Origin of the sequence: Allobosea sp. (genome assembly GCF_051860145.1) — a bacterium.
Lineage (GTDB): Bacteria > Pseudomonadota > Alphaproteobacteria > Rhizobiales > Beijerinckiaceae > Allobosea.
Window position 1 is genome coordinate 327,415 of the sequence record NZ_JBHYEM010000004.1, and the last position, 12,400, is coordinate 339,814.

Annotated in this window: 13 protein-coding genes and 1 pseudogene; 5 read left to right on the forward strand and 9 right to left on the reverse strand. The window is 64.2% G+C overall.

Features of this window, described 5'->3' with window-relative positions:
• On the forward strand, positions 1-600 hold the full coding sequence (locus tag ACTIF2_RS09560; RefSeq protein WP_439496821.1) for an exopolysaccharide biosynthesis protein: 600 nt from the start codon (positions 1-3) through the stop codon (positions 598-600).
• A gap of 9 nt (positions 601-609) precedes the next feature.
• Here ACTIF2_RS09560 and ACTIF2_RS09565 read toward each other — a convergent pair whose 3' ends face one another.
• From ACTIF2_RS09565 to ACTIF2_RS09605, 9 genes and pseudogenes are all read right to left on the reverse strand, one after another.
• The gene (locus ACTIF2_RS09565) at positions 610-2,838 is read right to left on the reverse strand and encodes a putative bifunctional diguanylate cyclase/phosphodiesterase (protein WP_439496822.1); all 2,229 of its coding nucleotides are present in this window, start codon (positions 2,836-2,838) and stop codon (positions 610-612) included.
• An 87-nt stretch (positions 2,839-2,925) separates the two neighbouring features.
• A complete protein-coding gene (locus tag ACTIF2_RS09570) occupies positions 2,926-3,675 on the reverse strand; it encodes a proteasome-type protease (RefSeq protein ID WP_439496823.1) in 750 nt (249 codons plus the stop codon).
• Between the two features lie 103 nt (positions 3,676-3,778).
• Positions 3,779-4,606, reverse strand: coding sequence for a transglutaminase family protein (locus tag ACTIF2_RS09575; RefSeq protein WP_439496824.1), 828 nt, complete (start codon positions 4,604-4,606; stop codon positions 3,779-3,781).
• Between the two features lie 86 nt (positions 4,607-4,692).
• Complete coding sequence (locus tag ACTIF2_RS09580) at positions 4,693-5,634, reverse strand: alpha-E domain-containing protein (RefSeq protein ID WP_439496825.1); 942 nt, start codon at positions 5,632-5,634, stop codon at positions 4,693-4,695.
• 73 nt (positions 5,635-5,707) lie between these two features.
• Positions 5,708-7,123, reverse strand: coding sequence for a circularly permuted type 2 ATP-grasp protein (locus tag ACTIF2_RS09585; RefSeq protein WP_439496826.1), 1,416 nt, complete (start codon positions 7,121-7,123; stop codon positions 5,708-5,710).
• A gap of 226 nt (positions 7,124-7,349) precedes the next feature.
• Positions 7,350-7,682, reverse strand: a pseudogene (locus tag ACTIF2_RS09590) (JAB domain-containing protein); the annotation flags it as partial.
• Positions 7,683-7,729: 47 nt separating this feature from the next.
• Entirely contained in the window at positions 7,730-8,929 is a 1,200-nt protein-coding gene (locus ACTIF2_RS09595) for a tyrosine-type recombinase/integrase (protein ID WP_439496827.1), read from the reverse strand.
• Positions 8,926-9,177, reverse strand: a complete 252-nt coding sequence (locus ACTIF2_RS09600) for a hypothetical protein (protein ID WP_439496828.1) — start codon at positions 9,175-9,177, stop codon at positions 8,926-8,928. The genes ACTIF2_RS09595 and ACTIF2_RS09600 overlap by 4 nt, the downstream gene beginning before the upstream one ends.
• A gap of 59 nt (positions 9,178-9,236) precedes the next feature.
• A complete protein-coding gene (locus ACTIF2_RS09605) occupies positions 9,237-9,629 on the reverse strand; it encodes a DUF669 domain-containing protein (RefSeq protein WP_439496829.1) in 393 nt (130 codons plus the stop codon).
• 90 nt (positions 9,630-9,719) lie between these two features.
• On the opposite strand from ACTIF2_RS09605, the gene ACTIF2_RS09610 reads away from it, so the two are divergent.
• The 4 genes from ACTIF2_RS09610 to ACTIF2_RS09625 all read left to right on the forward strand — a co-directional run bounded on the left by ACTIF2_RS09610 (position 9,720) and on the right by ACTIF2_RS09625 (position 12,361).
• On the forward strand, positions 9,720-9,959 hold the full coding sequence (locus tag ACTIF2_RS09610) for a helix-turn-helix domain-containing protein (RefSeq protein ID WP_439496830.1): 240 nt from the start codon (positions 9,720-9,722) through the stop codon (positions 9,957-9,959).
• Positions 9,952-10,380 (forward strand): hypothetical protein, encoded by a 429-nt coding sequence (locus ACTIF2_RS09615; protein WP_439496831.1) that lies wholly within the window; start codon positions 9,952-9,954, stop codon positions 10,378-10,380. The genes ACTIF2_RS09610 and ACTIF2_RS09615 overlap by 8 nt, the downstream gene beginning before the upstream one ends.
• 1,251 nt (positions 10,381-11,631) lie before the next feature.
• Positions 11,632-11,835, forward strand: coding sequence for a hypothetical protein (locus ACTIF2_RS09620; RefSeq protein WP_439496832.1), 204 nt, complete (start codon positions 11,632-11,634; stop codon positions 11,833-11,835).
• 340 nt (positions 11,836-12,175) lie between these two features.
• The gene (locus tag ACTIF2_RS09625) at positions 12,176-12,361 is read left to right on the forward strand and encodes a hypothetical protein (protein ID WP_439496833.1); all 186 of its coding nucleotides are present in this window, start codon (positions 12,176-12,178) and stop codon (positions 12,359-12,361) included.
• The last annotated feature ends 39 nt before the right edge of the window (positions 12,362-12,400 follow it).

A 12,400-nucleotide genomic window follows, 5' to 3' on the forward strand; every position in this document is an offset into this window, starting at 1 on the left:
TTGTCATCTCCTCTACGCACATCCGGACTTCTCACTGCCCTTGCCAGCCTGCCCGGGGACCGGATCTCGGTCGCATCGATCGTCGCCGCGCTGAAGGACCGGACCTACGCGCTGCTCGTGGTCCTGCTCGGCCTGCCGAATTGCCTGCCGATGCCGCCGCCGATCCCGCTGGTCTGCGGGCTGGTGCTCGCCTTCGTCGCCGCGCAGATGCTGGCCGGGCGCGCCATGCCCTGGCTGCCGCAAGGGCTGCTCGGAAAGACCATCGGCAAGCCGGAACTGGCGCGGGCGGTGTCGCGCGCCTTGCCTCCGCTGGTCAGGCTGGAGCGGATCTCGCGGCCGAGGCTGACCATGCTGGGCGGGGCCGTCGCGATCCCGATCCTCGGCCTGTTGATCCTGGTGCTGGCGCTCGGACTGGTGGTGTCGGCCCCTTTCATCGGGCAGATCCCGCTTGGTCTCGCCGTTTGCCTGGTCGGGCTTGGGCTGGTCGAGCGTGACGGGCTGTTCATCATCGCCGGCGCGCTGGTCGGGGCGGGCGGGCTGCTGCTGAGCGCCGGCTTCGCCTATGCGATCGTGAGCGGGATCTCGGGCCTCTTCTTCTGAGCCGCGACTTCACGCCGCGGCAAGGCTGTCGGCGAAGGGCGCGTCGAGAGTGAGAAGCCGGTCGATCTCGTCGGGCGAGACCGCTTTCGAGAACAGGAAGCCCTGCAGCTCGTGACAGCCGATCGCCTGCAGGAAGCGGTGCTGCTCGGTGGTTTCGACACCTTCCGCGCAGACCCGCAATCCAAGCGCCCGGCCAAGATGCACCACCGAATGGACGAGGATGGCAGATTCGCCCGTGGTCTCCATGTACTCGAGGAAGGAGCGGTCGATCTTGATCTTGTCGAAGGCGAAGCGCCGCAGATAGATCAGGCTGGAATAGCCGATGCCGAAATCGTCCAGCGCCAGGCCGATGCCATGGGCGCGCAGGTCCATCAGCGCGGTTTCGGCCGCGTCTGCGTCCTCGACGACGACGCCCTCGGTCAGTTCCAGCTCGAGGCGCGCCGGATCGAAGCCGGTCTCCTCGATGATGCGGATGACGTTGCGGACGAAATCCTTGTGACGGAACTGGACCGGCGAGATGTTGACCGCGAGCTTGAGGCGATCCCAGCGCTTCGCCTCCAGGCAGGCGCGGCGCAGCACCCATTCGCTCAACGGCACGATCAGGCCGCGCTCCTCGGCGATGCCGATGAATTCCGAGGGCGGGACCATGCCATGGACGGGGTGGGGCCAGCGCACCAGCGCCTCGACGCCCGTGATGGTCGAGCCATCGACGGAAACCTGGGGCTGGAAATGCAGGAGCAACTCGTCGTTGGCGATGGCCTTGCGCAGATCGTCCTCGACCAGGCGCTTGAGCTGCAGCGAGCGGTTCATCCGCGCCTCGAAGAAGGAATAGCGGTTCCGCCCCTCGTTCTTCGACTGATAGAGCGCGGTGTCGGCGAGCTTCAGCAGGGTCTCGCGGTCACTGCCGTCCTGCGGTGCGAGCGCGATGCCGATCGAGCAGCCGATGATGGTATCGATCCCCATCAGGTCGAAGGGCCGGGTCAGCGCTTCGAGAATGCGTTCGCCCAGGGCGGCGCAGCCGGCCGCGTCCTGGAGATTGGTCTGGATGATGCCGAATTCGTCGCCCCCCAGGCGAGCGACCGTATCTCCCGCGCGCATCATTCCGGCGAGGCGGTCGGCGACCTGCCTGATGAGCTCGTCGCCTGCCGTGTGGCCATAGGTGTCGTTGACGGCCTTGAAGCGATCGAGGTCGAGCAGCAGGACCGCGATCCCGGTCTTGGTGCGGCCGAGCTGCGCGAGCTCCTGATCGAGCCTGAGATCGAAGGTGCGGCGGTTCGGCAGCAGCGAGAGCTCGTCATGGGCGGCGAGCCGCTGGATCTGGCGCTCGCGCAGGCCGATCTCGCTGGCGGCGCCGCGCAGGCGCTGGATGACGTAGACGAAGATCGCCGCGAAGATGATGCCGACGCCGACCAGCGCCCAGGCGAATTGCTGGATCATGGCGTCGCCGGGCCTTTCCGGCGTCCAGCTCAGCCACGCCTTGACGCTCTGATCGGGCGCGAAGATTTCGCGACGCAGCAGCGGGTCGGCCGGCATGTCGCGGACCACCCTGACATCCGGGACGCGGTAGCGGACTGCCAGTTCTGCGAGCATGGGCGCGGTCACGGACCGGTAGCCGACCATGAAGACCCGGCGCGCCGGCTGCGTCTCCTCCAGGCCCGGCAGCGCGGTCAGCTCCGCGATCATCAGCGCCACCGTCGCATGCCCGTCATCGACGAGCTTCAGGCTCATCGCGTCGCGTTTGGCGCCGGCGATTTCCGTCCCGGTCGCCCCGCCTTGCGGCTTCTCGGCGCCAGGGATCGCATGGCTGAAATGCCTGAGCCCCTCATAGCCGGGCTGGCCGGCCGGCTTGCCGCCCTCGACGCCGGCGAGCACCTGCCCGGTCGCTGTCACGAGATAGGCGCCGTCGAATTCGAGGAAGCGGTTGCTGAGCTTGGTGAAGGCCCATTGCAGCGCGTTGGCCGGCACGCCGGGATTCAGCACGAGTTGCAGCGCGCCGGCCGCGGCAAAGTTTTCGAGGCGGAGGCGGCGCAGCCGCACCTGACTTTCGATGGCCGCCTCGACACGGTCGCGCTGCCGCACGGCTTCGGTTCGGTTGGCCTCGTGGGTGATCGCGAGCATCGCCGTCACGGCGGCGACAATGACCAGCACGAATGCGCAACCCAGCGTCGCGACAGTGCTGGTGAGCATGCGCGCCGAGGAGTCCGCGTTGGTCGTCTTCGCGACAGGGGGCGAATGCATCAGCTGTCTCAGAGGGCCGTCAGTATCGGCACTCTTGCAGCGGTTTGTTGATATCCCGTTGCCAGCCAAGCGTGTGGTCGGAGAAATTCAGGCAGAAGTTGGTCCGTAGGGCGGGCGCGGAATCGCGGTGTGGGCGGCCCGCAGCGCGGCAGACCAGCGCTCGCGCAGATCGTGGAAATAGGGCTCCCCGGCCTCGATGCGGCGATTCAGCTCGGGCTCGTCGGCATCGCGACGCATGACGATGATGTCGATGGGCAGGCCGACGCCGAGATTGGAGCGCATGGTCGAATCCATGGAGATCAGCCCGACCTTCAAGGCGTCGTAGAGATCGGTCTTGAAGGTCACGGCCCGATCCAGGATCGGCTTGCCGTATTTGTGCTCGCCAATCTGCAGGAAGGGCGCGTCCATGCCGCATTCGATGAAGTTGCCGGCGCCATAGACCATGAAGAGCCGCATCGGCTGGCCCTTGATCTGGCCGCCGAACAGCATCGAGACGTCGAACTTGAGGCCTGCGTCCTTCAGGGCCGGGCCGTCCATGTCGCGCACGGCACGGATCGCGCGGCCGACGAGCTGGGCTGCGCGGAACAGGGAGGCGACGCTCTGCAACGTGTCGATCTCGCCGGTCTCGGCATTGGGCAGGCCTTCATGCAGCAGGCTGACGACCGACTGGGTGACGGAGAGGTTGCCCGCCGTCGCCAGCGCGAAGGTGCGTTCGCCCGGCCAGGAGAAGACATGAAGCTTGCGGAAGGTCGAGATGTCGTCGAGCCCGGCATTCGTCCGGGTGTCGGCGATCATCACCAGACCGTCCTGCACAAGTAGTCCGGCGCAATAGGTCACGGGCTTTCAGTCCTTCGGGTTGGCGGTTGCGGGTGCGCCTTGCAATCCCGGACGCCTCGGCATCGGCTGCTATCAGGCGATTGCGACAGCCGCAATCACGGCGTCACTGGCCGGCGAACCGGCCGTTCGTGTCGCGCGCGCTGACGAGCACGGCGAGATTCTCGCCACTGCCGCCCTTGCGCGCGCCGCGCACCGGGGCGGCGTCGGCGAAATCGAGCCCCGCGGCGATGCGGACATGGGTGTCGATCGGGCACAGGCCGTTGGCGCAGTCGAAGCCGATCCAGCCATAATCGTCGAGATGAACCTCGGCCCAGGCATGGGCTCCTTCGGCATCCGGCAAGGCCTCGGCATGCGCGACATAGCCGGAGACATAGCGAGCAGGGAGGCCGAGCTGCCGGGCACAGGTCATGAAGACATGGGTCAGGTCCTGCGGGATGCCGTTGCGCGCCGCGAAGGCCGCGGCCGCGCCGACCCCGGTGCGCTGGCCTGAGCGGTCGCAGGAGAGCGCGGCGTGCAGCGCCTCCGTCAGCGCATGCATCTTGGCGAGCGGCGCCGCATCGTTGCGTGTCGCGGCGACGGCGAAGTCGCGTAGCGCGTCGTCCGGCGCGGTCAGCAGCGTGTCGCGCCGGAAGACCTCGGGTGGCACGCGCTCGATCGCGCCGCGCACGACGCCGGCGAGGTCGATCGTCTCGATCTCGCCGTCGACCTGGATCGACATCCCGGAAATCGGACCGTCGGCATAGAAGGTGTGGGTGATGTTGCCGAATGGGTCCTGGCCGGTGCGAAGCCGGCCGTCGATATTCGGCTCGATCCGCCAGGACATCACATGCTGCCCGTCATGATCGCGCGGCGTGAGCCGCAGGATCTGCGTGATCTGCCGCGCTGGCTCGTCATAGGCATAGGTGATCGAGTGGGAGATCCGGATCCGCATGGCTGCTTGCAGTCTCGACGCGCGAGGAAGTCTCGGGTTCCTGTCTTAGCTTCCGTCCGTGGGGCAGGCGAGCCCGGCCGTCCGGCTCATTGCAGATATTGCTCCGAGATAGTGACGCCGAGGCGGCCGTTCTCGCCGATGAAATCCGAGATGAATTCGTGCAGCCCGCGCTGGAAGATGCTGTCGATGCGGGTATTGGACAGCGAGGACAGCGTCTTGCGCGCCTGGCGTTGGGCCGGGCCCTGGCGGCCATAGGCGTCGCCGAGCGCGTCGAGGAAGCGCGAGATGTTCTCGTAGCAGCTCGCCAGCGAGCGCGGCATGCGGCGGTTGAGGATCAGGAGGTCGGCGATCAGCAGCGGCTTCACCGCCTCGCGATAGACCCAGTGATAGGCAGTGAGCGCCGAGACTTCGCGCAGCATCGTGGTCCACTGGAAATAGTCGAGCGAGCCGCCGACCTGCTCGTTCTCCGGTAGCAGGACATGGTATTTGACGTCGAGGATGCGGGCGGTGTTGTCGGCCCGTTCGACATAGACGCCGAGCCGCGAGAACCAGTAGCCGTCATCGCGCAGCATGGTGCGGTAGGCCGAGCCGTCGAAGACCAGCGAGACGTTCTTGACCCAGTCGAGGAAGCGGGCGAATTCCTCGCGGTCCATGCGCTTCTTCTCGAAGCGCTGGAGCTCGAGCCAGGCGCCGTTCAGCGCGTCCCACATTTCCGAGGTCAGCGCCGTGCGCACCGCGCGGGCATTGGAGCGCGCCAGCGCGAAGCAATTGCGGATCGAGGTGGGGTTGTCGGGGTTGAAGGTCAGGAAATCGCAGACATTGCGCTCGTTCGCCTCGCCATAGGCCTTGGCGAAGGTCTCCTCGCAGCCGGCGGTCGAGACCGCGCTGTGCCATTCGCTGCCGGCGCCGCCATAGGAGGAGGGCAGGTTGGTGAGCCTCGTCGTCGCGTCGAGGATGCGCGCGAGATATTCGGCTCGTTCGACATAGCGCGAGACCCAGTAGAGGCTGTCGGCGGTGCGCGAGAGCATGATCAGTTCCGGCCTTTTCGCGATGCGCGGGGGAGGGGTCTCAAGTCGGATGTGCTGAACCTCGCCATGACCGTCATGCATCGATCACCCAGGTGTCCTTGGTGCCGCCGCCCTGGCTGGAATTGACCACGAGCGAGCCCTCCTGCAGCGCGACGCGGGTCAAGCCCCCCGGCACGCAGGAAATGCCGTTGGCGCCGGAGAGCACATAGGGGCGCAGGTCGACATGGCGCGGGGCGACGCCGGAGGCGACGAAGGTCGGGCAGGTCGAGAGCGCCAGCGTCGGCTGGGCGATGAAGCCTTCGGGCTGGGCCTTCAGCTTGCGCCGGAAGGTCTCGATCTGCGCCTTGTTGGCATGCGGGCCGACCAGCATGCCGTAGCCGCCCGAGCCGTTGACCTCCTTGACGACGAGCTTCTCGAGATTGTCGAGCACATAGGCGTTCGCTTCCGGCTCGCGGCAGCGGAAGGTCGGGACGTTCTTCAGGATCGGCTCCTCGCCGGTGAAGAATTTCACGATCTCGGGCATGTAGCTGTAGACCGCCTTGTCGTCGGCGACGCCGGTGCCGACGGCGTTCGCCAGCGTGACGTTGCCGGCCTTGTAGGCGCCGATGATGCCGGGCACGCCGAGCACGGAATCGCCGCGGAAGACCAGCGGGTCGATGAAATCATCGTCGATGCGCCGGTAGATCACGTCGACGCGCTTGGGCCCCTGTGTCGTGCGCATGTAGACGACGTCGTCCTTGACCAGCAGGTCGGAGCCCTCGACCAGCTCGACGCCGAGCTTGTCGGCCAAAAACGAGTGCTCGTAGAAGGCCGAATTGTACTGGCCGGGCGTGAGCAGGCAGATCGAGGGATCGGAGGAGGCGCTGCGCGGCGCGACCGAGCGCAGGGTCGCCAGAAGCTGGTCGGGATAATTGTCGACCGGGGCGACGCGATGCATCGCGAAGAGCTCGGGAAAGAGCCGCAGCATCACCTCCCGGTTCTCCATCATGTAGGAGACGCCGGACGGCGTGCGTGCATTATCCTCCAGCACGTAGAAGGTGTCGGCGTCGACGCGGACGATGTCGATGCCGGCGATATGGCAATAGATGCCGTGCGGCACCTGGAAATCGACCATCTGCAGCTGGTAGCAGGCGTTGCGATAGACCAGGTCGGCCGGGATGATGCCGGCCTTCAGGCACTCCTTGGAGCCGTAGACATCGGCGAGGAACATGTTCAACGCGGTGACGCGCTGGCGCAGGCCCTTTTCGAGCTTGGCCCATTCCGGCTTGGTCAGGACGCGGGGAATGATGTCGAAGGGGATCAGCCGCTCGGTCGATTCCTCGTCGCCATAGACGGCGAAGGTGATGCCGATGCGCCGGAAGAACAGCTCCGCCTGGCTGCGGCGCAGAGCCAGCATCTCGGGGGGCGCCTCCTTGAGCCAGCGGTCGAGTGCATCATAGGCCGGCCGCAGCTCGGCTCCCGTGCCGCTCATCTCGTCGAATGCGACCATGCAGGCGTCTTTCCCCGTTTCGATCAGCCTATGCGCATTCCTGCGCAGAGGAAAAGAGGGGGAATGACAATGCCTTCGGCGCATCTGCCTAGCTCTTGGGCAGAGTGTCCGCGCCGACCCCGGCGGAGATAACGCCGGAACCGGCTGCGGCGTTCCGCAAGGGCGCCCGGTTTTAACCTGGGCCCAGCCTGCCAGGCTTCGCGCTGGCGGCGCGCCGACGCGGCGGTCAGATCAGCCCCAGCCCCCTGAAGCTGGCATGGCCATCGCGGCCGACGATGATGTGGTCGTGAATCGCCACGCCGAGAGGCTTAGCGATATCAACGAGTTCCCGCGTCATCTTGATGTCGGCGCCGGATGGCGTCGGGTCGCCGGACGGGTGGTTATGGACGAGGATGATGGCGGAAGCCGAGAGCTCCAGCGCGCGCCGCATGACCTCGCGCGGATAGACCGGGGTGTGGTCGACCGTGCCCGTCTGCTGCACCTCGTCGGCGATCAGCGTGTTCTTCTTGTCGAGGAAGAGGATGCGGATGTGTTCCTCCTCTCGAAGTTTCATAGATGCACCAAAAGCTTACGAGTCGCGTCCCCCAAACGTCCCTGCCGCGTCCCTCATGGCTTGTTCTCGCTACGTTTTGCGAGCCGGAGCTGAGCGACGCGGCTGGTCTGATCGATCGTCCCGCGGTTGTATCGAGCGCTGGTCTGGCGGTTCTTATGACCGGCCGACTTCATGACGTCGGTCTCCGTAGCGCCCAGGTCGTAAGCCTCTGTGATGGCCCCAGCGCGAGCGTCCATATTCCATACAGTCTTGGGAACGCCAGCCTTGTTGGCGATAGCGCGCCAACGATCGGTGAAATTCCTATGCTTGTATGGCTCGCGGGTTTTCTCCGCGATGATCATGGGGCCAATCCGCTTGTCGAGAGGAATGCGCGCAATCTCCTCCAACACGGCAGGGTGCAGCTTTAGGTCGTGCTCAACGGCGAAGCCGGTTTTGGTGTGGACCTTTCGCAGGACCATGTTCGTGTCGATGTCGGACCAAAGCAGGCCATTTACCCATCGACGACCGCGGTAATAGATTCCGCCTTCAGTCTCCGCGGGCTCCCATTCGCCGATCACGTCTTTTTGGCGCATGGCAAGTTCGAACTGCAGCGCGGTCGCCAACGCAACCGACGGCCAACCTTCAGTATGGGCGGTCTTGCGGACCGCATCGACGTGCGCAGCAGTCATCACAGCGGAGCGGGCCGGCGGCGAGGGAAAGCGGATCTTCGAAAGGATCGTATCCGCACGGAAGCAATCATCGTAGCCAAGCGTTACGCCGTAGCTGATTAGCTGGCGCACGGCGTCCAAGGCATGCTTGGCGCGCCATGGGCGGGCAGGGGCGTCGAGCGCCTTTGGGGCGCCGAATTGGCGGTGCCAGCGCTTGAAGTCGGGGCCTAGCAGCTTTGCTATCTGACGGGAGCCTACTGCCCCCTCGATGATGACAAGGGACTTGAGCACGTTTGCGCGGCTGTTCCATTTCATCGTTCGAAAAGGCGAGTCCTCGTTGGTTTGAAACAGCCGAGACAGGCTCAGCATCGTCCCGTCGTAGCCGGGCGCCGCATGCTGCCCTCGAGCCGCCCATGCGAGCATTTCCGCCTGTAGGAGATTGCAGCGCGCAGCGAGGGCCGAGCGGCCCTCCTGTGTGGCAGGATAGTGCAGGCGAACGGATGAGGGCCGGTAGCCGCGCTTGGCTAGATCGGCGCGCGCTTCCCAGTACTCGCGTACGGAGCCGTCCTTATTCCGCTTGCGCTTCAGGCCCGGAGAATCTGTCACTGCCAAACCTCAATGCCATCCGCCGCCGAGGGCAGGGCGCTTTGTCTGATGCCATGACGGCGGTCGAGAAACTCCCGAACCGCCGGCCAGTACCTACACCCTGTCAACGGGTCGATCCGCGGCAGGCCCTCCCGCTCCCAGACTGCTGAGAGGGAGTCCCACTTGACCGTGGGCTTCGGGCCGAGGATGCGCTGAGCGATAGCTTGCTCGGGCAAATACAGCGGCGAGTTATCGTTGGCTGCGGGCATTGGAGGCTCCAAGGACGAGAGCGAATGCCCTCTAATAGCCGAGTGGTTACATGGCCGAGTCAAGCTGCCAGCGGCGGCAGGCCATATCTCTTGATGACGTTTTCGAGCTCGCCGGTGTCCTTGCGGGCCTTGATGCCAATCTTGACGCCGAACACCTTGAAGTGAAGCTCTTCGGTAAGTTCGGGAGCCAGGACGCCTGTAGCGCGGCGCAAGGCTGCGAAGTCACGCTGGCCGATTTTCTCGGCCTGCGGGTCCGCATTCTCAAGGTTGTAGTTGATGTAGTAAGGACGCCCGTCGTACTCGCCACCCACGATCTGCGCCTTCGTCTTCAATACCCAGCCGTCACCCGCTCTCGTGACGACGTAATCGCTCTCGACGATCTCAAGTGTGTAGTCGCCGACTGGCAAAGGTGTGTAGCCGCATGGCGGTGCGTTAACTGTGCTGGCGATCATGGCGTTGCTCCTGCAGACAATTCGTTGTACCTCAATCAAATTGGTTGAGTCGCATCAAGTCGTCAAGCAGAAAGTTGCAGGTCACTCAAAATGATTATTTCGCCCGCTCAGTGCCGAGCTGCCCGCGGCCTTCTAGGCTGGTCGCAATCCGACCTAGCGCAAGCCGCCTCGGTATCGCGATCGACCCTTGCCCAGTTTGAAACTGCCAACAAAACGCCGATTGCCAACAACCTTGCAGCCATCCGCTCCGCCCTAGAGGCTGCGGGCGTCACCTTCCTCGTCGATGGAGAGGTAGCTACTGGCCTTGGAGTGGCGTTGAAGCATGCTTGAGCGCCTAGATGAGAGCCAACACCCTTACATCAGAGTGTTGCAGACCACCGATGACGGTCAAATTGTAGGCTACGGAACGTTCTACATTAAAGATCTTGGGACAATCCCAAGCGTCGGCGACTATTTAGCGGATATCAATAATCCAGACGATTATTATGCAAAGGTTGTTTATCAGAGGATATTCGTCACAGAGATTTTTGCCCCATCGTATTGGTTGCTCCTAACACGCCCCGCCGAGCCCAGCGAGATTACAAATGGCGTGGTGGAAACAACTCTGCTGGTGACGGATTATTATGAGGCGACTCAAAAGAACCCGGCCGACCCTTCGCTGCCGGAAAGGCTAAGGCAGTTGCTTGGATGGCCCACAAAAGCGAGGCGCATCAAGCCGAAGGTCCGCGACCCCGAAGACCCCGCCCCATGACTCAATCAACGGAGCGAGGTACTCGTCACGCTCAAGTCGGGATAGATTGCCCAGCGTTCCCTGCCCATTAATCGAAAGACCCGCTCGACTTCTTCAACCGGGCCGAGCATCGTGACGGTGGGGAAACGGGGCAATAATAATGAAAATCTTTACGGCGGCCGCAATAGCGGCGTGCGCGGCCGGCTGCATAGGCCCAAATCCAAATCTTGGCGTTGTCGACGTCGCGCAGGTTCCACCCGAACAGGCCGCAGCAGCGAGCACCGTACAGGTGCTTCCTTCACAGCCGCCGCGCTCTACGGTCATCGGGCCAGTGGAGGCGGCGTCCTGCAAAAACAAGATATGGGACCCGGACCCGTCAGAGGCTGACGCGCTTGCGCAGCTTCAAGTCAAAGCCGCCGCGCTGGGCGCAAAGGCCATCGTGGGGGTCTCATACTCGCCCGACGGAACGTCCCTCTGGACCAATTGCTGGTCCATCATCGTCGCCAAGGCAGTGGCCGTGAAGTAGTTCGGCGCCGCCAAGTGCGGCGAGTCGGAGGCCATTGACTCCCGCCCCACCACAAGGTGACGTGCCGTTGGGGGAGGGCACAATGGCTGAACAAGAAACAGAGGCGCCACGTGGCGCGGGCGAGATAGTCAATTGCGCCAAGCCACCGCGTGCGGAGAGGCAATTCACGAAGGATGCAGCACAGTCCAGCAAAGCCAGGATCGACGGCCTGCGAAAGGCGATCCGGGCCGTCAAACTCAAGCGAGCCAGGCCGCAGTCTTGAGCACCGGTGCACGGGGTCGCATCAGGCCGACGAACCACAGCTCGAGGCGCCGCCGCCTGGCTGGGAAGCTGAGCTAGAAGCAGAGTTAGAGCACCGCGAACGGAGCCACCGGACGACCATGTTGGCGCTCTTGGCCGTGGCGTTGGCCAGCGCCGTCCTAGCGTTGCTGTCTCGCCGCCTGGGGTGGGTTTAGGGCTGGCCGCTCAGTAGCCCACTGGGCGTGCCTATCGGCCTGCCAATGTCACCCCGCGCAGTGTCCGCTAGGAGCCTTGCTGCCTCGCCGTAGGCCCGCAGCGCGACGTAGATCGGCGCGTCGATCGGCACTTTCGCTTGCCAGGCGCCAACCTCCCGCCCCGCCCGTTCGATCTGCTCGACCAGTGCCCGGGCATCATATGGGGTGAAACTTCGTCCTGTGCGCTTGACCATGCCGCTCCTCCTTGCGAGAACAAACAAGGAACATTATCCCATGCGCAGGAGTCAAGTCATGGCTGTGGACGACGAGAACCGGCCCCCGGAGACGGTCACGGAAGCCGAGATTGACGCAGTCATTTACGAGTTCAAGGGCGACCCGCGAGCGGCCATCCGAGCACTGCTGCACGATCTCAAAATGCTGGCCGAGGATCACGCGGCGACGGTGTCAAAAGGCTATGTGAAGGGACAGCTTTGGGCAGTGCGGAAGTTTGGGTGAGGCTGGCGTTGATCGAAAGATGCCCTCGACTTCCCAACCGGGTCGAGCATCGTACCCGTGGAGGAAACGCGCAGGTGGGTACCCGAAAGTCAAGCGCTGGACTAACGCTTGGAACTTATCCCCGTTACCCACACTTGCCTACCATATGTCGTGTCCACAGTCTTTGCGGCACCCTAATCATTGACGGTAGAGCTAATGTGCGCAAGAAAAAGGCAGGGTCGCTTCCGCGGCCCTGCCTCGTCGATTGGGTGCCGTCCCGAGAGACAACCGCCACTACGTAGTGTGCAAACACGTGGTAGCGCGGCCATGAGGCTTTCTCAACTGAAGAAAGCGCATACCAATGTCGAAAAAGGAAGAGTACCGCCCGGGCGAGACTATTCGCCGGTCCGCCCAGGTGGAAATTGTCGGTCCGCGCGGTGGCCGTACCGGCGAGGAGCGTACGGTGGTGAAGGGTGAGCCCGCCCCTCCGACGCCCCGCCCCGGCATGAAGTTCGTCGAGGTCGATCGGACCAAACATCGGCGCTGAGACTACCGAGCGGCGGGGAAACCCGCCGCTCTATGACGA